The following is a 22,787-nucleotide window of genomic DNA, read 5'->3' on the forward strand; positions in this document are numbered from 1 at the left end:
GTCGACCTGGTGCAGCCCGGCGGCCTCCTCGAGGCGCATCACCTTCTCCACCCGTTCCGTCGGCTTTCCGGCGATCTCCGCAGACCGGGCCCAGACCCGGATGGACCCGCCATGGGTGGGCAGGAGCTCGACGTCGACCACGGCCAGCCCGGCGGTGGCCAGCGCGCAGATCGCCGAAAACAGCGTGTAGTACTGGAAGTGCTCGTGGTAGATCGTGTCGAACTGCCCGAGCCGCACCAGGTTCAGCGCGTGGTGCACCTCGATGCTCAGCCAGCCGTCGTCGTCCATCAGCGTCCGCAGGGACCGGGTGAAGCCGCGCAGGTCGGGGATGTGCGCGTAGACGTTGTTCGCCACAACGAGGTCGGCCGGACCGTGTTCGTTGCGGACCTTCGCCGCGATCTCCTCGTCCAGAAACGCCGTCACCGTGGGGACGTTGCGCTCGCGGGCGGCCGCGCCGACGTTCGCCGACGGCTCGATGCCCAGGCACGGCACGCCCGCCGCGACGACGTGCTGCAGCAGATAGCCGTCATTGCTGGCGACCTCGACCACGCGCGAGTCGGGTCCGAGCCCGAGCCGCCCCATGGCCGCGTCGACGAAGTCCTTGGCGTGCTGCACCCAGCTGTCCGAATACGAAGCGAAGTAGGCGTATTCGGTGAACGTGTCCTCGGGCGTGATCAGCGCCGGTATCTGCAGCAGTAGGCAGTCCGCGCACAGCCGCAGGTGCAGCGGGAAGGTCGGCTCCGGCAGATCGATCTCGTCGGCCGCCAAAAACTTCTCACACGGGGGAGTGGCGCCGAGATCCAGGATGCTGACCAGGCGGTCCGAATCACACAACCGACAAAGCATCTGACTCCCGATCCTCCCTGAGGGTGCTGCCGGCGACGGCCGACAAGTCCGCGAGATGCCGCGCCCGCCGCCGCGTGCCGTCGTAAATCAATTGGCCGAGCCCATTTTGGTACAGCCACAGGCTGTTCTGCTGGCCGGCGAAGGACTCCTCTCCGGCCATCACGCCCCACGGCCGGAACCCGCTGCCCAGCCCGGCCCCGAACACGCCCGGGATCGGTGTCCCGTCCTCGGCCAGCAGCCGCGCGTCCGGCGCGACCGCCGGGCCGCATCGAGCCAGCGGCACCCGGGCGCCGTGCGCGTCGTAGACGGGAATCGTGGCAAGGCGATAACCCAGCGCGGGAACGATGAGATCGCACTCCGTGAGAAGCCGCAGCAGGTCCGCGCGCGGCAGGCCGCCGATCGGTAAGGCGACGACGCGGTCGTCCCGCTCCGTGCCGGGCTTGCGATGCAGGCGCCGCCACACCTCCCGGCCATCGCCCTGCAGCCCGCCCAGCCGATGCACGCGGCCGGTGGCCGCGCACACGTCGGATTCGGAGAACTCGTAATAGTCGACGTGTGCGGCGGCGCGCGACGGGTACGTGGGCCGTGGTTCGCTGCGATGCAGGATCTGCACGCCGTGCTGGCCGAAGCTGTGGGCCGAAACACGTTCCAGCAGAAGCCACGCCGCCGCAAACGCACTGTGCGCGCCGCCCAGTACGACCACACGAGGGCTGCCGGGCGCGCGGGCCAGCCGGCGCGCCACCTCCTGGGCGCCGCCACGGCTGAGTAACCGGTGGCTGGAAACGATTTTGTCCCGCCAGTGCCCCAGGTGAACGCCGGGTGCCACCTGGATCTCTGACCACGACGCGTTCGGGCGCCCGCCGAGCGCCACGACCGCACTGGCGGCGCGGACCACCACGCGCCGCCCGTCCGTCGCGGTGGTGACGACCGCGACCGAGCCGTCATCCTGCAGGCGTATCGCCTGGGCGCGGGTCCCGGTGAAGGCGCGGCTGTTGGGGTGCCGGCCGAACTCGGCCACGATGGCGGCCCCCAGGCGGCGCCCGAAACGGCCGACCAATTCGAGGGTCGGGTGCGCGGCGCGGAAGCTTTCCAGTTCTGCCGCAACGGGATCGGTCCTCAGGTCGGTGAGAAAGGGCGCGCAGTCCGGGCCGTCCAGGCATTCCACGAAGGAGGTGCCGCGCGAGTCGGCGTTGAGCGGGTATTCGCCGAGCGATCCGCCCAGCTCCTCCGCCTGCTCGACCAGCGCCACGCCGCTGTCCAGCCACGCGCCCAAACGGCCGTGCCGCGCCGCCCAGACAAGCGGCCCGGTCCCGGCCGGTCCGCCGCCCAGGATCACCGTCTCGTACAACGGCGTTCGTTCGGGGTCGGCCGTCCGCCCGCGTCCCCGTCCGCGCAGGGGAGATTTCCACGTCGCTCGCAAACCGCTCACAGCACGGCCTCGATCGCCTGCAGGTAATCATCGGTCATCGCCTCGACCGTGTAGCGCCGGCGCATGCGCTCGTGGCCGCGCCGCCCCACCGAAGGCAGCGCCGCGGGGTCGGCGAGGATCTCCGCGAGGCGCTCGTGCCATGCCGGCACGGACGCGGGCTCGACGACATAGCCCGCGTTCCCGAAGTCCAGCATCTCCGGGACCGCGCAAATCGCCGACGCCGCAACCGGTACCGCCCGGGCCATCGCCTCGAGGATCGCCACCGGGAACGCCTCGGAGCGGCTGGGCACGCACAGCAGATCGGCCTCGGCCAGCGCCGGCCCCGGTCCGGCCGACCAGCCGCGCCAGTGCACCCGGTCGCGCAACGCGGCGGGGGTGCGTGCCTGCAGCCTCTCGCGGTCGGGGCCGTCACCGAAGATGGACAGCTGCCATGGCATGTCGGTGAGGCCGCCGAGCGCCTCGATCAGTAGGTGCGGGTTCTTGTGTTCGACGATGCGCGAGAGCATCACCAGGTTCACCGGCTCACCCGCGGCGCGGATCCGGGGTGCCGGCTCATCCGCCACGGCGACACCGTTGGGCGCGATGAATCGGCGCCCGCCGAGTCGATGATGCTCGGTCAGCATGTCCCAATGGCGCCGGGCCAGAACGACGAACGCGTCGCAGCGGCGCATCGCGGCGGCCAGCGGCCGCGAGTAGATGGGACGGTCGGGTTCCGGCGGAACGTGCGGCGCGACCAGCCAGCGGCGGTCGGCGCCCGCGGCCCGCCACAAGGTCGCGAACCCCGTCTCGGTGTTGGTGTCGCCGCTGATCAGCACCGCAGGTCCGGCGGGAAGGTCGACGGCCGGCGCCCACCAGGGCTGGCGTACCACCCGGACGCTGTGCGGAATCTCCCGGATCAGCGGTCCGAACCGTTGCATGCAGACAATGGTGACGGGGTAGCCGCGCCGATCCAACTCGGTGGCCAGCAAAGCTTTTTGGCGCTCGGCCCCGCCGTAGACCAGGCGGTTGGTGGTGATCACGATCGCCGGCTTTGCGGTTCGGCGGGCGACGGTCAGCGCCCGCCGGCGGGCCTCGCGCTTCGACCGCTGCATCCGCTCCAGCACCGTGGTGCCGGCCAGATAGGCATCCGCGTGGTGCACGCCGTCCTGATGTTCGAGCAGCAGCGCGATGTTGGCGCGCAGCAGGTCCCGATTGCGGCGGCGTTCGGGGGTCGAGACCTCGGCGCCGTGCGCGGCGTCGGGCTCCTCCGATTGGCCCGCGGCCGCCGGATTGCCGTGCTCGATGTCGGTTTCGTTGGCCAGCAGGATGCGCCAGCTGGCCCCGGTGGCCCGGGCCTGCCAATCGGTTTCTTCCCCGTAGAGGAAGAACTCCTCGTCGAAGCCGCCGATCTCGTTCCAGGCCGCACGATTGATCGCCAGGCAGGCGCCGCCCACGTAACCGTCGATACCGTGCGATTCGTCGGGCTGACGCGCGTACAGGTGTGAAATCGGCGTGCCGCGCAGGCGATCCGAGTAGCCGGCGGCGGCGACCAGCGCCCGGCTCAGGGTGCGGCGCCGCGTCGCGATGTCCCACTGCGCCGGCCCGGGCGCCCCGTCGTCGTGCACCATGGGCGATACCGCGGCGACCTTCGTCTGGAGCAGCAATTCCCGAGTGCGCGCGAGCCGCCCCTGCAACCGGGCGTCGGCGTTGAGCAGCAGCAGATCTGCATCTGGGGGGGTGTGCTCCACCAGGGCGTTGAACGCCGCGGCGAAGCCGAGGTTGACCGGACCCAGCACCCAGCGCACCTCGGGGTGGCGGGCGGCCAGTTCGTCGCGACCGGGATACCCGTCGCCGCTGTTCTCATAGACGTACACCGGCAGTTCGGGCAGGTGCTCGGCGACGCTGGCCAGGCACTGCTCGACCAGGTCGTGGCTTTTGTAGGTCACGATCATCACCACCATGGGCCGACCGGACCTGATGAGCGTGCCGACCGGGCGTTTCAGGTACGCCCGGTCCAATTCGCGCGTCATGCCACCACCCCCGTTTGGCGCAGTGCGGTCAATTGAGTGCGCAACGAAGACCAGGTGAACGGACCGACCGTCACGCTGGCGACCAAGTACACGGCAGCGGCGGCGGTCACGACCAGCGCCACATGGTGGCCCGCCAGGAGCAGCGCCACCGCGACACAGGCCCCCGTGGGCACCAGCAGCCGAAGCAGGAACGCCACCGGCGTGCGGTAGTCGCACGCGCGGCGCAGCCACCAGCTGGCAATCACCATGCCGAACAACTCGGTGCCCACCAACGCCAGACCGGCGCCCACCGCGCCGAACGGCTTGTCCAGCACCACGTTCAGCGCGATGTTGAACGCCAATGTGGCAATGGACAGCCGGAACAGGAACTTCTGCTGGTGGCAGGCGAACAGGCCCTGGCCGAGGGTGCCGGTGACGAAACGCAGTGCCACGGCGACGAAGAGCATCGCGAGTGTGGGTGCGCCGCGCTCCACGAACTCGCGATCGCCGAACAACTCGATCAGGGGGCGCGCCAGCAACGCCCCGACGACGGCGACCGGGACACCCACGAAATACATCAGCTCGACGCAACGCCGCAAGAAGCCGGCGAACGCTTCGACGTTGCGCGAGAACAGCTCCGTGGCGGTCGACAGCGTCGCCTTGAGGAAGAACATCGAGACCACCAGGGTGTTGAACGCGACCGTGTAGGCCAGCCCGTAGACCCCGACCTCGGAATGCGTGCTGACCTTCGACAGGATGACGCCGTCGGTGCGCCAGTACAGGACGCCGACCACGGCCACGCCGATCGGAAAGATGCTCTCCCGCAACAGGTCCGCGACCTCACGCGGCGCGAAGATCGGCCGCAGCGAGATGTGCCGTGCCGCCGCGCTGCCCTGGATCAGCAGCTGCAGCGCCGGCGGTATGAGCTGTGCGACCGCGAACCAGACGACGTCGGCGCGAACGGCCACCAGGTAGCTGACCATGCCGAGCGTGCCCAGCCGGCCCAGCACGTCGGAGATCGCCACGGCCGAGAAGCGGACGGTGGACAAGAACACCGGCTCGAACCGCGTCGTCATGGTCAGCATCAGCAGCTGGCCCGACAACACCACCAGCATGACGCGGACGTCGGCGTCGCCATAGAGCAGCAGACCCGTGCCGGCCGCCGCCGCCGCGACCGGGAGGCAGTACACCAGCGACAGGCCGCTGTTGACGCGGACCAGCCGTTCCAGGTCGCCGGTGCCGGAGGTGACCCGGCGCACGATCACGGTGCCGATGCCGAGATCGGCCAGGCTGGCCCACATTCCGACGAAGGCGACCGCGATGGTGAGCTGGCCGTAGCGCCCCGGTCCGAGGTAGCGGGCGGTCATCGCGACCGAGACCACCGAGGCGAGCATCCCCAGCGCCCGGCAGATCAGTTGGACGGAGAACGCGTGCGCGATCCGCGACCGCGACACCGAGGCGCCGGTCGGCTCCGTCGCGGCCGGCTCAATCGTGTTCTGGCGCACCATCAGTAGGCCCCGTCACTCGACATGACGGCCTTGAGCGTCCGGGCGATGATCAACAGGTCGCCGGTCATCGACCAGTTGTCGACGTAGGACAGGTCGAGCCGCACCGAGTCCTCCCAGGAAAGGTCCGAACGGCCGCTGACCTGCCACAGCCCGGTGACTCCCGGCTTCACCAGGAGCCGCCGCTTGACCTGGCCGTCGTAGTTCTCGACCTCGCGGCGCAGCGGCGGCCGCGGGCCGACGACGCTCATGTCCTGCTTGAGCACGTTGATGAACTGCGGCAACTCGTCGATGCTGAAACGGCGAAGTATCTTGCCGACGGGCGTCACCCGGGGATCCTCGCGGATCTTGAACAGCATGCCGCCGGCGCCCTCGTTCAGCGGAAGCAGGCATTCGACCTGGGTGTCGGCGCCGTTTACCATCGTCCGGAACTTGAGCATCGTGAAGGGCTTGCCGTCCAGGCCGATGCGCTCGGCGCGGTAGAAGACCGGCCCCCTGCTCGTCGCCTTGATCCAGATGGCCGCGGTGATGAGCAGCGGCGACGTCCCGATCAGCGCGGCCAGCGAAAAGCAGAAGTCGAACGCGCGCTTCTGGAACCGTTGCGTGCCTTCGTATTGCGGCTTGTCGACGTGCAGCAACGGAAATCCCGCGATCGGCTTCAGGGTCAACCGCGCCCCGGCGACGTCTGCCACCCCGGGCGCCACCACGAGGTCGACGTCCATCGTCTCCAACTGCCACATCAGATCCCGGATGCCGTGCAAGCCGAAATGCTCGGTGCGGGTCACCGCGACGGTGTCCGCGCCGCAGCCCGCGATCGCGGTCACCGCGGTGGTTTCGTCGCCCAGGATCGCGATCGTCTGGCCTTGGACGGTGAGCGTTTCGCCGCGCGGCGGACCGTAGCCCGGAATGCACACGCCGACCACCGCGTAGCCGTCGTTCGGGTTGCGGATCAGCTCGCGGGCCAGCTGCGAGACACCGAGCCGGTCACCGATCGCCAACACCATTGACTGGTAGTCGCCCTGCGCCCGTTTGCGCCAGACGTGCTTGCGCCACAGGTTGCGGCTCGTCAGCAGTCCGATGGTGCCCACGGGAAGCGCGACCGCCAGATAGCCGCGGGCCAGTTCGATCTTGGCGAGCAGCGTGACCATGGCGATGAACCCGAACGTCCAGAACGATGCGCTGGCGATGCGCCGGTACTCGTCGATTCCGGCGCCGATGATGCGCGTCGACCGCGTCTGAAACATCGACATCGACGAAAGCCACAGTGCGGCAAAGAGCGCCGAGAACAGCGTCATCACCGGGCCGGGGTATCCCGACGTGTTCGGCTCGTCCCCGAACCGGACGAACTGAGCGAGCGCGACCGCGGCGCACACGATCGCCGAGTCGGTGACCCGCAGCCGGGCCGAATACCTCTGCTGCCAGCGCGAAACGCCCTTGGCGCGCGGCCGCGGCACGGCCGGCGGCCGAAGCGGCGATACGCCGCTGTCGGCTCGAAGCGTTGTCGTCATGCTGGCGGCTCTCTGGCTTAGGCCGTCGCCGATTCGGCTGCGCCGGACAGGGTCCGGGCAACGTGCTGGATGGGCGTTCCGGCGTAGTAGGAGCCGGGATAGCAGATCAGCTGGGCCCGCGATGCGCGCAACAGGGCGAGCGGACCCTGGAGCAGGTACCGGCGGGCCAGCCGGCGCGGTTCGCGGGTCAGCCGATAGAGCCACTCGAGCCCGACCCGTTGCATCCAGTCCGGTGCGCGCCGGGTCTTGCCGGCCAGGAAGTCGATCGCGCCACCGGACGGCAGGAAGACCCGCGCCCCGGTGGCGAACCCGTGCCGGTCGATCCATTGCTCCTGACGCGGCTTGCCCAGGCTGACCACCAGAATGTCGGTGCGCGCGGTGCGGATGGCGGAAACGAAAGCGTCAGAACCTGATTCGATGTCCGTCGGGCCCGGTGCCCACATCCCCGAGATCGCGAGCCGGGGGTACTGCGCCCGCAGGTGCTCTGCCAGCAGGAGGTGGGTCTCGGCGCTGCCGCCGAAGAAGCCGACCCGTTGGCCCGTCGATTCGGCCAGCGTCAGGACCGCGGGCAGCAGGTCGGCTCCGGTGACGCGTGGCCAGGGCTGCGCGGTCAGCAGTTGTCCTCGCCACGCGATCGGCATGCCGTCGGCCACTAGCAGCCATTCCAGCCGGCCCGCCGGCGCCGCACCGAGGCTGCGAAAGTGGTGGAGGTGATCGAGGTTCACCGAGCCCACCGCCAGGCCGGGCGACCCGGAGTCCAGGCGGTCCGCGATGATCGACAGCACTTCGTCGGTGTCGCAGCGTTCGACGACGCTCCCGCTGACGACCATGCGTACCGGTAGCGTTGACACGGCCGACGTCATGACGCCTCGCTCTCCACCGACTCCTCCAACGAGGGCCAGCTCGCGTCCTTCTCCGACATGACGGTCACCGGCAGCGGCCACTTGATGCCGAATTCGGCTTCGTCCCAGCGGAATCCCTCTTCGCTGTCCGGCACGTACGGACCGCTGATCTGGTACAGGATCTCGGTGTCGTCGGTCAGCGTCTGAAACCCGTGCGCCACGTAGGGCGGCAGGAACAGCGCCCGGTGGTTGTCCGCGCTCAGCTCCACCATCACGTGCGCGCCATAGGTTTGCGACTCGGGGCGGACGTCGACGGCGACGTCGGCGATGGCGCCCCGGACGCAGCGCACCAGTTTGGCCTCCGCGTGCGGCGGCGCCTGCCGGTGCAGGCCGCGCACCGTGCCGCGCGTGTAGTTGAAGCAGATGTTCGTCTGTGCCACTTCGGGAATCAGACCGTGGTTGAGGAATTCGTCGGCGCAGAAGGATCGAGAGAAGAAGCCGCGATGGTCGCGATGGGGCTCGATGTCAATGATCGTGACCCCTGCGACAGTCGTGGGCGTGTACTTCACTGCGTCTCCTTCCAGAACAGTCGCTCGTCGACCTGCTCCGTCTTGAGCAGGTATTCGATCTGCTTGAGGCGCGTGTGCCCGCGGCCGTAGAACGTCTCGGGTTCCATGGCGATGGCCTGGAACACGCGGTGCAGTTGCGCCGCACCCGCCGCGACGTCCCACGCGGCGCGGAAATCGGCGAATACCTCCTGGATCTTGCTGAAGGAGACGCGGTAGCTGCGGTTGTCCGCGTTGGGCGGGCCGAAGGTGAGTTCGCAACCGGGGAACTCGGCGCTGACCGTCTCCGCGATTTCGCGCACGGTGCGGTTGTTTTCGTCGCTGCCGACGTTGACCACCAGCTTGTGCACGGTCTGCCGGTCGGCGCGCAGTGCGCACCGGATCGCCTGGGCGATGTCGAGCGCGTGGACCAGCGGTCGCCACGGCGTGCCGTCGCTGGTCATCGCGATTCGGTGTTCGGTCCACGCGAGGCCGGCCAGATTGTTCAGCACGATGTCGAAGCGCATCCGCGGTGAGGCGCCGAATGCCGTTGCGTTGCGCAGGAATGCCGGCGAGAAGTCGTCGTCGGCCATCGCGGTGAGGTCGCGTTCGACCAGGGCTTTGCATTTGGCGTACGGGGTCAGCGGGTTGATGGGACTGGTCTCGTCGACGGTCCCGTCCGCGATGCCGTACACGCTGCACGACGACATGTAGATGAACCGGCTGACACCCGCGCGTTTGGCGCACTCGGCCAAGTGCACGCTGCCGCGGTGGTTTACCTCGAAAGTCACATCGCCGATCAGGTCGCCGATCGGATCGTTGCTCAGCTCCGCCATGTGCACGACCGCATCGACCCCGCGCAGGTCCGCGACGGTGACGTCGCGAATGTCCTTGATGAGGCTCAGCGGTGCGACTCCGTGGGGGCTGTCGGCGAGCGGGCCGGGGCACAACCAACCGGCCTTGTAGTAGCCCGTGTCCAGTCCGACGACGTCGTGGCCGTCTTCGAGAAGTAGCGGTGCCAGAAGGCAACCCAGGTAGCCTTCCGTGCCGGTGACCAGCACTCGCATCGTCGTGTCGCTCCTGTCCTATGATTGGGCGCCGAATGGACGCAAGATCGCCTTCTCGCTCACGAAGGCCTCGGCGTAGCGAACGCGCGACTGCACGCCGCGGAACCGCATGAGGCCCAGGAACGCTTCGTCGTCGAACCAGTCGCGACCCGCCTGAGACGGATACGACTCCGCGAGCAGCTCCGTCTTGCGGCGGGCCGCCTCGTCCGGAATTTCTACGTAGAGAGTCGGATTCGGCAAGTCGGACTCCCATTTGAGAATCTCGTAGCCCAGCACCAGATGCGCACGAAACTCGGTCGGGATGAGCTCGGCGACCAGGCGGTGGTCCTGGTGGTAATCGTGGCGGTGCGGACCGATCACCAGGTCGGGCTCGCATTGGCTGCGGAACCGGGCGAGGTGTTGCTTGACGGATCCCCAGTGGTCCGGCAGGCGGCCGTCGGGCAGATCGGCAACCGTCAACCGAACCTCCGACCGCGGGAACAGGGCCGCGAAGGCGTTCTTCTCCTCGATCTCGCGCTCGGTCCCGGCGCCGGTCAATACCAAGGCGTGCACGACGACATCGGGGTTGTGCCGGGCGATTTGCAACAGCGTCGCGCCGGCGCCGATGACGATGTCATCGCAGTGCGCCCCCAGGACCGCAACCGAATTGATTGCGCCCGTGTGCAGGCCGATCATGCCGAACGTCTCGCCGGAGACTGCTCCCAGACCATCCACGGGCGGTTCCCCGCGTTATAGTCGGCGTCGAGTTCGGCGCGCTCCTTGAACGTGTCGGCCGGCTTCCAGAAGCCGTCGTGCTGATACCCCAGGAGCCGGCCGGTCCCCGCCAGCGACATGCAAGCATCGCCGACAAGGTCGCCGTTTTCGGGGATGAGGTCGAAGACCTCCTGGGTCAGCACGAAATAGCCGCCGTTCACCCAGATGGGGAACTTGGCGATCGGGGCGATCTCCTTGATGTCGCCGGCGGAGCTGACATCGACGCAGTGGAACGACGACTGCGGCGGCACGATGAGCATGGAGGCCGCCGCGCCGCTGGTCTTCAACCGGTCGACCATGGTGTCGAGCGGCGCGTCGGTCAGCACGTCGGCGTAGTTGGCCAGGAAGTACTCGTCGCCCGCGACGTACTTGCGCACCCGGCGCAGCCGCTCGCCGATCGGCGACTCCAGCCCGGTGTCGACGAAGGTGATGGTCCAGTCGGACATGTCGGAATCGAGCAACTCGATCTCACCGGCGCGCATGACGAAGTCGTTGGACTCCATCTCGCGGTAGTTGAGGAAGAAGTCCTTGACCATCGCCTGGCCATAACCGAGGCACAGGATGAATTCCTTGTGCCCGTAGTGGGCGTAGTAGCGCATCACGTGCCACAGCAGCGGTCGGGGACCGACCATCTGCAGCGGCTTGGGCACCAGGTCGCCTTCGGCCGTGCGCATACGCATGCCGTAACCGCCGCAGAAAAGTACGACCTTCATGACACCCAACCCTTCGGACGACGGACCGCGCGCGGAGAGCGCGCGACGGGGTGAAAACCAGGTATCCGCTCAGCGGCGATAACCAATACTTTTGGTATCTCAGGCATCGGCCGGTGTCCGGCGCCCACGGACGGGGTCATATGATCGCCGCCCCGTAGCCGCCGGACGGCGGTTGCGCCATCACGGTGGGGATCAGCCCGTACCGCGGGCCGGGGGCTCCACGGCCTGCGGCGCCCCGCGGCAGGCCACCGAGCATGCTTGGGGGCATGCCCGCCCCGCCGGGAGCGGCTGCGTTCGCCAGCTCCGCGCCGGCGCTGGTCAGATGGGCGGTGGGGATGACGCTGGTCCAGCTGGCCGGCACCGACAGCGAGCCGAGGGAGGCCGCCTGGCCCATGCTGCCGACCAGGCCCGCACCCGCGGCCTCGGCCGCGCCGGCGGCCTCGGCGGCGGCTGAACCTGCGACATCGGCCACGCCCGCGGCCGCCGTGGTCGCCATCCCCTGCAGGGTCTGGGCCATGCCGAGCACGCTGGACAGCCCGTACAAGGGCGTCGCGGCCACCATCAGATAGCCGGGCAGCAGGGCGGGCATGTTGCTTTCGAACTCGCTCATGAAGCTCGACAGCGAGAGCCCGCCCGTCCCGGACGAAAGGCCGCCCAGCAGCGTTCCCCACGGCGTCGTCTCGGCCGCGCTCGCCGTGGCCGGGGTGGCCAGGCTCTGCAACATCGAGGACAGCGCGGACATCAGGCTGGACAGGGTGAGTTGTTGGGTGGACGAGCCCGCGGCCGCTTCCGAAAGCGCGCTGGCCTGGCCCGCGGCGCCGGCCGGGTCGGCGACCTCGGGCGCCGACGCGAACGGCGTCAGCTCCGCGGCTTCCGCCGCGTTCGCGGCGTATTGATACATCGCTGCGGCGTCCTGGGCCCACATCTCGCCGTATTGGGCCTCGTTGGCCGCGATGGCCGGCGAGTTCTGGCCGAAGAAGTTGGTCGCGGTCAGCACCGCGAGTTGAACCCGGTTCGCGGCGACCGCCACGGGCGGCACGGTCATCGCGAAGGCGGCCTCATAGACCTCCACGGCAAGCCTGGCGTGACTGGCCGCCTCCTGGGCCCGGGCGGCCGCGCCGGCCGTCCATGCCGCATAAGGCCCAAACGCGGAGGCCATGGCCAGCGACGATGGGCCCAGCCACCGCCCGACCGTCAGCCCCGAAATCACCGATCGGTAGGACGCCGCGGCGGAGTGCAGTTCGGCGGCGAGGTCATCCCACGCCGCCGAGGCCGCGGACAGCGAGCCCGGGCCGGGGCCGGCGTACATCCTCGCGGAGTTGATCTCCGGCGGGAAAGCACCAAAATCCATCGTTTTCTACCCCTGGCCTCGCCGGGCGGCGGCCGGCGCCGGCCGCCGCGAAGTGACCAACGACACACGCGGTGTGCACTGCATACGGGCCGCCCTGCGCAGTGGTTGACGTAGCGCGCCGGGCACCCCGGGCCCCGCAGCAGGCCGCTGACCAGGCAAACAAACTGAGAACCACATAGATGACGATTCTACATACTTTTAGTTCGTAGTACAGCCGGAACGCTCACCACAAGTATTTCCAAGTTCATGATGCCGACCCGCAGCGTTGAAGCCTCGGCGCGACGACTGACTGCTAACCTCAGAGACGGCCGTATTGCCCCCGAGACCCGCCGGTGAGTGCTGGCTCTAGAACCGAGGTGCGGGCCCTGCTCGAGGAAGGCTTCGTGAACGTGACACTGATCGATCCGGGCCATGACGCAGGCCCCGGAATGATCACTCGCGTTGCTTACCCAGGAACGCGATCAAGCCGCTCCGGACAGCCGAGTTACCGGTTCCAATGACGACCCACTCGACCGACGGACGCGCGGACGCGACGCGGCGACAGATTTTGCGGGCCGCCTCGCATCAGTTCGCTCGACGGGCCTACCACGATGTCGGCCTCGACGACATTCTCGCGGAGGCGGAACTGACCAAGGGCGCGATGTATTTCCACTTCCGGTCCAAGCACGCGTTGGCCGTCGCGATCATCGAACGTCAGACCGTCGCCGGTGCCACCGCGGTGGAAGATCTGCTGACGCGCGGACTTTCGGGCCTGGAAACCCTCATCGACTTCTCCTACCTGATCGCCGTCGGCGACATCAAGACCGACGGGGTCAGGGCGGGGCTGAACCTGCTCGAGTCGGTCGGCCGGTCGGAGGGGCTGCAGAAGCGGTTGCTGGAGGAATGGGCCAAGGCGCTGGCCGGAGTCGTCGAGCAGGCCATCGCCGAGGGCGACATCGACCAGCATTGTGATCCGCAGGACGTGGGGCGCATGATGGTCTCCCTGCACATGGGGTTGCGGCAGACCAGCAATCTGGAAGAGCCGGAGCGCTTTCTGCACGACCTGGAAAAGTCCTGGCTGCTGCTGCTGACCGGCGTCTTGCAGCCGGAACGGATCGACTACTTCCGTCAGTTCCTCAAGCGGCGCGCGGCACTCGCGGTCACCACCAGCTCGACGCCAGCGGATTCGGAATAGTGTGCGGCCTGCGCATCGCGCGATCGGGACCGGTGGGGTCGGCTGTTAGTCTTGACGCTTCGGCCGGAAGATTCGTGAACACGTCGAGATCCGGAATTTAAGCCCATCGACCGAATTCCGGAGGTGCAGACGCGATGGCGCGCCAGGTTCGATCGGAAGCCACCCGGCGAAAGATCCTCGATGCCGCAATAGACGTTTTCGGTGAGGTCGGGTATGCCGCGGCGGGGTGGAACACGATCATCGAGCGGACGGGCATGACCAAGGGTGCCCTGTATCACCACTTCGATTCGAAGGAGTCGTTGGCGTCCGCCATCATCGAAGAAGGTTCGGAGACAATACTTGTCGCGTTCCGCAACGTATGCGGGTCGTCATCGCCGGCGCTCGAGAACATGATCCACGGCACGTTCACCATCGCGAATATGCTCACCACCGACAAAACAGCCCGCGCCGCCGAGCAATTGACGGCCGCCCTGAGCGGATTCAACGAAGCCGCCACGCGCTTCTGCGCGAGCCTGGTTGAGCTGATGGCGGCTCAGGCGCGCAGGGCCGCCGCCGAAGGCGACCTGCGTGGGGAGCTCGACGCGGAGATGATCAGCGAGTCGCTCCTCGGCGCCATCTTCGGAACGCGTTTGCTGTGCAACGCGATCGCGGCCAGGGGCATTGCGGGTCATGAGGAAGCCGGTGGCGTCACCGATCGTCGCGCCGGCCCCCCGAGTCAAATCTGGGAACTGATGCTGGCCGGCCTCGTCACCGAGGCGTCGCTGCCTTACTTCCGCGAATTTCTTTCGCGCGAGGCCCTCCGCCATGCCCGGCCCGCCGCACCGGCCCCCGCCGGCGCCGCGCCGGTCCCGGAGGTCGGCTAGGCGGCGCGGCCGACCGCGTGGAGGAGATGGCCGGCGCGAAAAAGGCCATACTGCAAGTATCTAATTGCGCCCCAATGATTCCTAATGGTTTATCGGCGGCGCTAGCGTTCTTCTTCCCACAATTGCTCGGTCAGATCCTGGAAAGCGGCCAGCACGAACTGATCGTCCGCTCGCATCAGGGCGGACTTGCTCATCAGCGCGCGCACCATCGAGCCGTCCTTGTGCGCCAATTTGACGACCATGTTCGCGAGGGCGTGGACCACCGAGAGCAACGATTCCGACTCCGGCGCCTCGTGGAATATCTCCTGAAACCGCAGCTTCAGGACTTCTTCGGGCTCGAACCCCAGCATCTCGGCGAACGCGGTGTTGGTGAACAGGATGCCGCCGTCGTTCCCGATCGCGAGCACGGGGACCGGAATCCTTTCCAGGACGACCAGCGCAGGCAACTGCTGCAAAGTAGTCAGCGGCTCGCTCGATTGCGGGTTTCGTCGTCGCTCCACAGCCCGATTATGTCCTATGACCGGAGGTCGTTCGGGCGCTTTTATCCGGGGCGGCAAGATATTTACCGAATGGGCCTGCCGTACAACTCAATAACCGCTCTCGGGGCTCACTGGACTTCGGTGTCGGATGGCGGCTGATAACGCGGGAACACACCGGTCGGTGCCGGCAGCGCGGTGCCCGGGACCAGCCGCGCGCCGATGGCGCCGAAAGCGCGCCGGTCTTCGGCCTGACCGAGCAGGTCCAGCAGCCTGGCGGCCGACTGGGGCATGACGGGTTGGACCAGCAGCGCCGCGATGCGGACCGCCTCGCAGGTGGTGTACAGCACGGCGCGAAACCTCGCCTGATCGGCCTCGGACTCGCTCTTGCGCAGGACCCACGGCTGCTGGGCGGAGAAGTACCTGTTCGCCTCCCCGAGCATCAGCCAGATCGCCTCGAGCGCCAGATGCATTGCCTGCGCGTCAAAGTGGGCGCGCACCCGCTCGAGCAAGCCGTCGGCGGCCGCCAGCAGTTCGCTGTCGGCGGCGCTCAACTCGCCCGGGTCGGGCACCAACCCGCCCAGGTTCTTGGCCACCATCGACAGCGACCGTTGGGCCAGGTTGCCCAGCTCGTTGGCCAGGTCGGTGTTGATCCGGGTGATGATCGCCTCTTCGCTGTAGCTGCCGTCCTGGCCGAACGGCACCTCGCGCAACAGGAAATAGCGCACCTGATCCACCCCGTAGGTGTCGACCAGGTCCGCCGGGGGAACGATGTTGCCCACCGACTTGCTCATCTTCTCGCCGCGGTTGAGCAGGAACCCGTGCGCGAAAACCCGTCGCGGCAGCTCGATTCCCGCCGACATCAAAAATGCCGGCCAGTAGACGGCGTGGAACCGGATGATGTCCTTGCCGATCATGTGCAGGTCGGCGGGCCAGTAGCGGCGGAACAACTCGGAGTCGGTGTCGGGGAATCCCGCGCCGGTCAGGTAGTTGGTGAGCGCGTCGACCCAGACGTACATGACGTGATCGGGATGCTCGGGGACCTTTACGCCCCAGTCGAACGAGGTCCGCGAGATCGACAGGTCACGCAGCCCGCCGGAAACGAAGCTGACCACCTCGTTCCGCCGCACCTCGGGGGCGATGAAGTCGGGGTGCGCCTCGTAGTGGGCCAGCAGCTTGTCGGTGTACGCGGATAGCCGAAAGAAGTAAGTCTGTTCCTCCGTCCACGTCACGGGGGTGCCGGTCTCGGTGGCGATCCGTGTCCCGTCCACGACTTCGGTCTCCGATTCGACGAAGAATCGCTCGTCGCGCACCGAGTACCAGCCCTCGTAGGCGTCCAGGTAGATATCACCGGCGGCCTCCATCCGTCGCCAGATTTCCTTGGATGCCTCGTGGTGGTCGGCGTCGGTGGTGCGGATGAACCTGTCGAAGGAGACGTTGAGCCGCTCCTGCAGCCGCTGGAACACGTCGGAGTTGCGGCGAGCCAGCTCGGCGGTGGGCAGCCCTTCGGCCGCAGCGGCCTGCGCGACCTTCAGGCCGTGCTCGTCGGTTCCGGTCAGGAAGCGCACGTCGAAACCGTCGAGGCGCTTGAACCGCGCGATGGCGTCGGTTGCGATGTACTCGTACGCGTGCCCCAGGTGCGGCGCGGCGTTGGGGTACGTGATCGCGGTGGTGACGTAGTAGGGCTTCATCGGGACTCACCCTATTGTGTGGCGGTGGGCTCCAACCGCTCCGGTAATCGCGAGGCGCCGCCGGCGCCCGAGCCGCTGGCGCCGCTGATCGACGCGCACACCCATCTCGACGCATGCGGCGCGAGCGACGCGGCGGGGGTGCGGGCCGTGCTGGACCGCGCCGCGGCCGTCGGGGTGGGCGCGGTGGTCACGATCGCCGACGACCTGGACTCGGCGCGTTGGGTGGCGCGGGCCGCCGAGTGGGATCCCCGGGTGTATGCCGCCGTGGCGTTGCACCCGACCCGCGCGAACGCGCTGGACGACGCCGCCCGCGCCGAGATCGAGCGACTGGTCACCCTGCCCAGGGTGGTGGCCGTCGGCGAGACCGGGATGGATCTGTATTGGCCCGGGCGCCTGGACGGCTGCGCGGAGCCCGGCGTGCAGCGGGAGGCCTTCGCGTGGCACATCGACCTGGCCAAGCGGTCCGGGAAACCGCTGATGATCCACAACCGGGAGGCCGACGCCGCGGTGCTTGACGTGCTGGCGGCCGAGGGCGCCCCCGACGCCGTGATCTTTCACTGCTTTTCCTCGGATGCCGCGATGGCCCGCCGCTGCGTGGACGCCGGGTGGTTGCTGAGCCTGTCGGGGACCGTGAGTTTCCGCAACGCCCGCGCCTTACGGGAGGCGGTGCCGCTGATACCGCTGGAGCAGCTTTTGGTGGAAACCGACGCGCCGTATTTGACGCCGCACCCCTACCGGGGCGCAGTTAACGAGCCCTACTGCCTTCCCTATACTGTGCGGGCGATCGCTGAACTGCTGGAGCGTCGTCCGGAGGAATTGGCGCAGATTACGACCAGCAATGCTCGACGGGTCTACGGGCTGGCCTCGTGACCGGCGCGATCGGCGGGTGATTCCCTAACAACGTCGTGCCGGAGTTGCCGAACATTGGCCGGTTCGTTACCGTCTTGTGATCGTACGGACGGGGCCTTGTGGCCCCGCTGTCGTTTGTAGTCATTTTCTTGCTGAGTGGTTCGTGACTGGTTGCTGAGGTCGGGGTAGCGCGCGTTGACTGTATTGACAAAACTTCATCACAATTCATCGCCCTCGTTGCGCCTCCTAGTCGGAGCGCTGTTGTTGGTCCTGGGGTGCGCCGGTGGGCTTGCGGTCTCCGCGTCCAAGACGGTCACGCTGACCGTGGACGGAATCGCCATGCGGGTGACGACCATGAAGTCGCGGGTGATCGACATCGTCCGGGAGAACGGCTACACCGTCGACGATCGCGACGACCTTTACCCCGCCGGCGATGTGCAGGTCCACGACGCGGCCGACATCGTGTTGCGGCGCAGCCGGCCGCTACAGATTTCGCTCGACGGCCGCGACGCCAAGCAGGTATGGACGACGGCGTCGACCGTCGACGAGGCGCTGGCCCAACTCGCGATGACCGACACCGCCCCGGCCGCGGCCTCCCGCGGTAGCCGCGTGCCCCTCGCGGGTATGACGCTGCCAGTCGTCAGCGCCAAGACGGTCCAGATCAATGACGGCGGCGCGGTGCGCACCGTCCACCTGCCGGCGCCCAACGTCGCGGGGCTGTTGAACGTCGCCGGCGCGCCGCTGCTGGAGAGCGACCAGGTGACCCCCGGCGCCGCGTCCCCGATCGTCGACGGGATGCAGATCCAGGTCACCCGCAACCGCATCCAGCGGGTCACCGAGCGGGTTCCGCTGCAACCGCCCGCACGCCGGATCGAGGATCCGGAAATGAACGTCAGCCGCCAGGTCGTCGAGGACCCGGGCAGCCCGGGCACGCAGGACGTGACCTTCGCGGTGGCCACCGTCAACGGAGTCGAGACCGGGCGGCTGCCCGTCGCCAACTCGGTGATCACGCCGGCACGTGAGGCCGTGGTGCGCGTGGGCACCAAGCCCGGCACCGACGTGCCCCCGGTGAGCAACGGGTCCGTCTGGGACGCCATCGCGGGCTGCGAGGCCGGCGGCAACTGGGCGATCAACACCGGCAACGGGTATTACGGGGGTGTGCAGTTCGACCAGGGCACCTGGGAGCGCAACGGCGGCCTGCGGTTTGCACCACGCGCCGACCTCGCCTCCCGCGAGGAGCAGATTGCCGTTGCCGAGGTGACCCGGGCACGGCAGGGCTGGGGTGCCTGGCCGGTGTGCAGCGGAAGAGCTGGTGCGAGCTGACCATCCGGCTCCTCGGGCGCACCGAGATCAGGCGGCTGGCCAAAGAACTGGAATTTCGGCCACGGAAGTCTCTGGGGCAGAACTTCGTCCACGATGCCAACACCGTGCGACGGGTGGTGTCGACCTCCGGCATCGGCCGGTCCGACCACGTCCTGGAGGTCGGTCCCGGCCTCGGTTCGCTCACCCTTGCGCTGCTGGACCGGGGCGCCACCGTCACCGCCGTGGAAATCGACCCGGTGCTGGCCGGCCGGCTGTCCCAGACCGTCGCCGAGCATTCGCACAGTGAGGCCCACCGCCTGACGGTGTGCAACCGCGACGTGCTGACCCTGCGCCGCGACGAGCTGTCCGCCGAACCCACCGCCGTGGTCGCCAACCTGCCGTACAACATCGCCGTCCCCGCCTTGTTGCATCTGCTCGCCGAGTTCCCGTCCATTCGCGTCGTCACGGTGATGGTGCAGGCCGAGGTCGCCGAGCGGCTGGCCGCGGAGCCCGGCGGCAAGGACTACGGCGTGCCCAGCGTGAAGGTCCGCTTTTTCGGGCGGGTTCGTCGCTGCGGCACGGTTTCGCCGACCGTCTTCTGGCCGATTCCCCGCGTCTATTCCGGGCTGGTTCGCATCGACCGGCACCCGACGTCGCCGTGGCCGACCGACGAAGCCTTCCGCCGGCGGGTGTTCGAGTTGGTGGACATCGCCTTCGCCCAGCGGCGCAAGACGTCTCGCAACGCGTTCGCCGCGTGGGCGGGCTCGGGCAACGAATCGGCGAATCGGCTGCTGGCCGCCAGCATCGATCCGGCCCGCCGCGGCGAGACGCTGGCCATCGACGACTTCGTGCGCCTGTTGCGGCGCTCGGGCGACGGCGACACCGCGCCGCACGTGTCGGGGCACGCTTCCGCGAGCTGACCGGGTGCCGTTGCGTGTGGTTGGCCCGGCGCAGCGATAGTCTGCTGCCGTGGCTGACAATGTCTGACGGCAACACCGCCGCGCAGTGGGTGCCCACCGGGTCGGTCACCGTCCGCGTGCCGGGAAAGGTCAACCTGTACCTGGCTGTGGACGATCGCCGCGAGGACGGCTACCACGAGCTGACGACGGTGTTTCAGGCCGTTTCGCTGCTCGACGAGGTGACCGTCCGCAACGCCGACGTGCTGTCGCTCGAGCTCGTCGGCGAGGGCGCCGCCACGCTGCCCACCGACGGGCGCAACCTCGCCTGGCGAGCGGCCGAGCTGATGGCCGACCACGTCGGCCGGGCGCCCGACGTCTCGATCATGATCGACAAGTCCATTCCGGTGGCCGGCGGCATGGCGGGTGGCAGCGCGGACGCGGCCGCGGTGCTGGTCGCGATGAACTCGCTGTGGGAGCTCAACATGCCGCGCCGGGACCTGCACATGCTCGCCGCGCGGCTGGGCAGCGACGTGCCGTTCGCTCTACACGGCGGCACCGCGTTGGGAACCGGTCGTGGCGAGGAGCTGGCAACCGTGCTGTCCCGCAACAGCTTCCACTGGGTGCTGGCGTTCGCCGCCGGTGAGCTGCTCACCCCCGACGTCTTCACCGAGCTGGACCGGCTCCGTGACGGTGGGGATCCGCCGCGACTCGATGAGCCGGGGCCGGTGCTGGCGGCCCTGGCCGCCGGCGACCCCGAGCAACTGGCGCCGCTGCTGGGCAACGAGATGCAAGCGGCCGCGGTGAGCCTCAACCCGTCGCTGCGCAACGCGCTGCGCGCCGGCGTGGAGGCCGGCGCCCTGGCGGGCATCGTGTCCGGCTCGGGCCCGACGTGCGCCTTCCTGTGCACTTCGGCGGGCGAGGCAGTCGATGTCGGGACGCGGCTGTCGGGCGAGGGCGTCTGTCGCACCGTCCGGGTCGCCAGCGGACCGGTGCCGGGCGCCCGCGTGGTGCCGACCCCCACTGAAGTGTGAAATTGCGCTCACCGCGCGCCACAGTTTGGCAGTTACTTAAGAGGAGTTTAAGATGACTCCCGGTGACGAGCAGCGCTAAGCACGACCACTCGATTCCGTCGTCCGCCGGGCATCCCGGCGGACTCGTCGGCTCATCACCGCTTCGAGACCTAACCGCTGCCCAACTGTGCTCGCGCGCCTGCTACCCAGCGGCGCCCAGCAGGCGGAATATGAGAATCCGGGCCTTGGGGAAATCGCCGGAACCGAGGAGGTTTTTGTGAGCAGGTTTACCGAGAAGATGTTCCGCAATGCCCGCACGGCGACGACGGGCATGGTCACCGGTGAACCGCACGAACCCGTCCGGCACACCTGGGGCGAGGTTCACGAGCGCGCTCGCCGCATCGCGGGCGGCCTGGCCGCCGCGGGCATCGGCCTCGGCGACGCCGTCGGCGTGCTCGCCGGCTTCCCGGTGGAGATCGCCCCGACGGCGCAGGGCCTGTGGATGCGCGGCGCCAGCCTGACCATGCTGCACCAGCCCACGCCGCGCACCGACCTGGCCGTGTGGGCCGAGGACACCATGACCGTCATCGGCATGATCGAGGCCAAGGCCGTCATCGTCTCCGAGCCGTTCATGGTGGCCATTCCCGTGCTCGAGGAGAAGGGCATCACGGTCCTCACCGTCACCGACCTGCTGGCGTCGCAGCCGATCGACCCGGTCGAGGTCGGCGAGGACGACCTGGCGCTGATGCAGCTGACGTCCGGCTCGACCGGATCGCCCAAGGCGGTCCAGATCACCCACCGCAACATCCACTCCAACGCCGAGGCCATGTTCATCGGCGCCCAGTACGACGTCGACAAGGACGTCATGGTGAGCTGGCTGCCCTGCTTCCACGACATGGGCATGGTCGGCTTCCTGACCATCCCGATGTACTTCGGCGCGGAGCTGGTCAAGGTCACGCCGATGGACTTCCTGCGCGACACGCTGCTGTGGGCCAAGCTCATCGACAAGTACCAGGGCACCATGACGGCGGCCCCCAACTTCGCCTATGCGCTGCTGGCCAAGCGGTTGCGCCGCAATGCCAAGCCCGGTGATTTCGACCTGTCCACGCTGCGCTTCGCGCTGTCGGGCGCCGAGCCCGTCGAACCCGCCGACGTCGAGGACCTGCTCGACGCGGGCAAGCCGTTCGGCCTGAGGCCCTCGGCGATCCTGCCGGCCTACGGCATGGCCGAGACGACGCTGGCCGTGTCGTTCTCGGAGTGCAACGCCGGCCTCGTCGTCGACGAGGTCGACGCCGACCTGCTGGCCGCCCTGCGCCGGGCCGTGCCCGCCACCAAGGGCAACACCCGCCGGCTGGCCACGCTGGGTCCCCTGCTGACGGACCTCGAGGCCCGCATCATCGACGAGAACGGCAACGTGATGCCCGCGCGCGGCGTCGGGGTCATCGAGCTGCGCGGCGAGTCGCTGACGCCCGGCTACCTCACCATGGGCGGCTTCATCCCGGCCCAGGACGAGCACGGCTGGTACGACACCGGTGACCTCGGCTACCTGACCGAGGAGGGCCACGTCGTCGTCTGCGGCCGCGTCAAGGACGTCATCATCATGGCGGGCCGCAACATCTACCCGACCGACATCGAGCGGGCCGCCGGCCGCGTCGAGGGCGTCCGGCCGGGCTGCGCCGTCGCGGTGCGCCTGGACGCCGGCCACTCCCGCGAGTCGTTCGCCGTCGCGGTCGAGTCCAACGCCTGGCAGGACCCGGTCGAGGTGCGCCGCATCGAGCACCAGGTCGCCCACGAAGTGGTGGCCGAGGTCGACGTGCGGCCGCGCAACGTGGTGGTGCTGGGCCCCGGCACCATCCCGAAGACGCCGTCGGGCAAGCTGCGTCGCTCCACGTCGGTCAGCCTGGTCAGCTAGCGCCGGTCAACTTCTGTCGCGAGCGCGCGCAAATTGCCATGGTTTGCGGCGCGTCGCCGTACAA

The 22,787-nt window shown here is 68.5% G+C and carries 20 protein-coding genes; 7 read left to right on the forward strand and 13 right to left on the reverse strand.

The window, feature by feature from the left end:
• The 11 genes from A5787_RS10895 to A5787_RS10945 form a co-directional block, all read right to left on the reverse strand.
• The coding region (locus A5787_RS10895; RefSeq protein ID WP_066965997.1) for a methyltransferase domain-containing protein at positions 1–846 on the reverse strand (846 nt) is incomplete at its 3' end.
• Positions 827–2,275 carry a hypothetical protein gene (locus A5787_RS10900; RefSeq protein ID WP_156763887.1) on the reverse strand — a complete coding sequence of 483 codons (1,449 nt, stop codon included), beginning with the start codon at positions 2,273–2,275 and terminating at the stop codon, positions 827–829. The genes A5787_RS10900 and A5787_RS10895, both read right to left, overlap by 20 nt.
• Positions 2,272–4,284 carry a glycosyltransferase gene (locus tag A5787_RS10905; RefSeq protein ID WP_066965872.1) on the reverse strand — a complete coding sequence of 671 codons (2,013 nt, stop codon included), beginning with the start codon at positions 4,282–4,284 and terminating at the stop codon, positions 2,272–2,274. The genes A5787_RS10900 and A5787_RS10905 overlap by 4 nt, the downstream gene beginning before the upstream one ends.
• Complete coding sequence (locus A5787_RS10910) at positions 4,281–5,771, reverse strand: oligosaccharide flippase family protein (protein WP_066965874.1); 1,491 nt, start codon at positions 5,769–5,771, stop codon at positions 4,281–4,283. Before A5787_RS10910 ends, A5787_RS10905 begins: the two co-directional genes overlap by 4 nt.
• Positions 5,771–7,276, reverse strand: a complete 1,506-nt coding sequence (locus A5787_RS10915; protein WP_082977164.1) for a sugar transferase — start codon at positions 7,274–7,276, stop codon at positions 5,771–5,773. The genes A5787_RS10910 and A5787_RS10915 overlap by 1 nt, the downstream gene beginning before the upstream one ends.
• 17 nt (positions 7,277–7,293) lie before the next feature.
• Entirely contained in the window at positions 7,294–8,139 is an 846-nt protein-coding gene (locus A5787_RS10920) for a WecB/TagA/CpsF family glycosyltransferase (protein WP_066965881.1), read from the reverse strand.
• A complete protein-coding gene (gene rfbC, locus A5787_RS10925; protein WP_066965883.1) occupies positions 8,136–8,687 on the reverse strand; it encodes a dTDP-4-dehydrorhamnose 3,5-epimerase in 552 nt (183 codons plus the stop codon). Before rfbC ends, A5787_RS10920 begins: the two co-directional genes overlap by 4 nt.
• Positions 8,684–9,730: an NAD(P)-dependent oxidoreductase gene (locus A5787_RS10930; protein WP_066965885.1), complete on the reverse strand. Its 1,047-nt coding sequence runs from the start codon at positions 9,728–9,730 to the stop codon at positions 8,684–8,686. Before A5787_RS10930 ends, rfbC begins: the two co-directional genes overlap by 4 nt.
• Positions 9,731–9,748: 18 nt before the next feature.
• Complete coding sequence (locus A5787_RS10935) at positions 9,749–10,405, reverse strand: PIG-L deacetylase family protein (RefSeq protein ID WP_066965887.1); 657 nt, start codon at positions 10,403–10,405, stop codon at positions 9,749–9,751.
• A complete protein-coding gene (locus A5787_RS10940) occupies positions 10,402–11,196 on the reverse strand; it encodes a glucose-1-phosphate cytidylyltransferase (protein WP_066965890.1) in 795 nt (264 codons plus the stop codon). Before A5787_RS10940 ends, A5787_RS10935 begins: the two co-directional genes overlap by 4 nt.
• A 136-nt stretch (positions 11,197–11,332) precedes the next feature.
• Entirely contained in the window at positions 11,333–12,547 is a 1,215-nt protein-coding gene (locus A5787_RS10945; RefSeq protein WP_066965893.1) for a PPE family protein, read from the reverse strand.
• A 496-nt stretch (positions 12,548–13,043) separates the two neighbouring features.
• Between A5787_RS10945 and A5787_RS10950 the strand changes: the two genes are divergently transcribed.
• On the forward strand, positions 13,044–13,721 hold the full coding sequence (locus tag A5787_RS10950; protein ID WP_066965896.1) for a TetR/AcrR family transcriptional regulator: 678 nt from the start codon (positions 13,044–13,046) through the stop codon (positions 13,719–13,721).
• 134 nt (positions 13,722–13,855) lie between these two features.
• A complete protein-coding gene (locus A5787_RS10955) occupies positions 13,856–14,584 on the forward strand; it encodes a TetR/AcrR family transcriptional regulator (protein ID WP_066965899.1) in 729 nt (242 codons plus the stop codon).
• Positions 14,585–14,685: 101 nt separating this feature from the next.
• Here A5787_RS10955 and A5787_RS10960 read toward each other — a convergent pair whose 3' ends face one another.
• Together A5787_RS10960 and metG are read right to left on the reverse strand one after the other, a co-directional pair.
• Positions 14,686–15,048, reverse strand: coding sequence for a PAS domain S-box protein (locus A5787_RS10960; protein ID WP_082977165.1), 363 nt, complete (start codon positions 15,046–15,048; stop codon positions 14,686–14,688).
• 143 nt (positions 15,049–15,191) lie between these two features.
• Positions 15,192–16,751, reverse strand: a complete 1,560-nt coding sequence (gene metG / locus A5787_RS10965) for a methionine--tRNA ligase (RefSeq protein WP_066965905.1) — start codon at positions 16,749–16,751, stop codon at positions 15,192–15,194.
• Between the two features lie 18 nt (positions 16,752–16,769).
• Here metG and A5787_RS10970 point away from each other — a divergent pair, with 18 nt between their 5' ends.
• From A5787_RS10970 to A5787_RS10990, 5 genes are all read left to right on the forward strand, one after another.
• Positions 16,770–17,621 carry a TatD family hydrolase gene (locus tag A5787_RS10970; RefSeq protein WP_066965908.1) on the forward strand — a complete coding sequence of 284 codons (852 nt, stop codon included), beginning with the start codon at positions 16,770–16,772 and terminating at the stop codon, positions 17,619–17,621.
• Positions 17,622–17,795: 174 nt separating this feature from the next.
• A complete protein-coding gene (locus A5787_RS10975) occupies positions 17,796–18,923 on the forward strand; it encodes a resuscitation-promoting factor (protein ID WP_066965911.1) in 1,128 nt (375 codons plus the stop codon).
• Positions 18,887–19,822, forward strand: a complete 936-nt coding sequence (gene rsmA / locus A5787_RS10980) for a 16S rRNA (adenine(1518)-N(6)/adenine(1519)-N(6))-dimethyltransferase RsmA (protein ID WP_066965914.1) — start codon at positions 18,887–18,889, stop codon at positions 19,820–19,822. Before A5787_RS10975 ends, rsmA begins: the two co-directional genes overlap by 37 nt.
• A 53-nt stretch (positions 19,823–19,875) precedes the next feature.
• Positions 19,876–20,832 carry a 4-(cytidine 5'-diphospho)-2-C-methyl-D-erythritol kinase gene (locus A5787_RS10985; protein WP_197507078.1) on the forward strand — a complete coding sequence of 319 codons (957 nt, stop codon included), beginning with the start codon at positions 19,876–19,878 and terminating at the stop codon, positions 20,830–20,832.
• A 256-nt stretch (positions 20,833–21,088) separates the two neighbouring features.
• On the forward strand, positions 21,089–22,723 hold the full coding sequence (locus tag A5787_RS10990) for a fatty acyl-AMP ligase (protein WP_066966000.1): 1,635 nt from the start codon (positions 21,089–21,091) through the stop codon (positions 22,721–22,723).
• The last annotated feature ends 64 nt before the right edge of the window (positions 22,724–22,787 follow it).

The sequence above is a fragment of the Mycobacterium sp. 852002-50816_SCH5313054-b genome (assembly GCF_001667185.1).
Classification (GTDB): Bacteria; Actinomycetota; Actinomycetes; order Mycobacteriales; family Mycobacteriaceae; genus Mycobacterium.

Coding starts and splice junctions, on each gene's coding strand:
- A5787_RS10905 (WP_066965872.1), bottom strand. CDS start 4,284: ATGACGCGCGAATTGGACCGGGCGTACCTGAAACGCCCGGTCGGCACG.
- A5787_RS10915 (WP_082977164.1), bottom strand. CDS start 7,276: ATGACGACAACGCTTCGAGCCGACAGCGGCGTATCGCCGCTTCGGCCG.
- A5787_RS10935 (WP_066965887.1), bottom strand. CDS start 10,405: ATGATCGGCCTGCACACGGGCGCAATCAATTCGGTTGCGGTCCTGGGG.
- A5787_RS10940 (WP_066965890.1), bottom strand. CDS start 11,196: ATGAAGGTCGTACTTTTCTGCGGCGGTTACGGCATGCGTATGCGCACG.
- A5787_RS10930 (WP_066965885.1), bottom strand. CDS start 9,730: ATGCGAGTGCTGGTCACCGGCACGGAAGGCTACCTGGGTTGCCTTCTG.
- A5787_RS10945 (WP_066965893.1), bottom strand. CDS start 12,547: ATGGATTTTGGTGCTTTCCCGCCGGAGATCAACTCCGCGAGGATGTAC.
- metG (WP_066965905.1), bottom strand. CDS start 16,751: ATGAAGCCCTACTACGTCACCACCGCGATCACGTACCCCAACGCCGCG.
- A5787_RS10955 (WP_066965899.1), top strand. CDS start 13,856: ATGGCGCGCCAGGTTCGATCGGAAGCCACCCGGCGAAAGATCCTCGAT.
- A5787_RS10910 (WP_066965874.1), bottom strand. CDS start 5,771: ATGGTGCGCCAGAACACGATTGAGCCGGCCGCGACGGAGCCGACCGGC.
- A5787_RS10920 (WP_066965881.1), bottom strand. CDS start 8,139: ATGACGTCGGCCGTGTCAACGCTACCGGTACGCATGGTCGTCAGCGGG.
- A5787_RS10950 (WP_066965896.1), top strand. CDS start 13,044: ATGACGACCCACTCGACCGACGGACGCGCGGACGCGACGCGGCGACAG.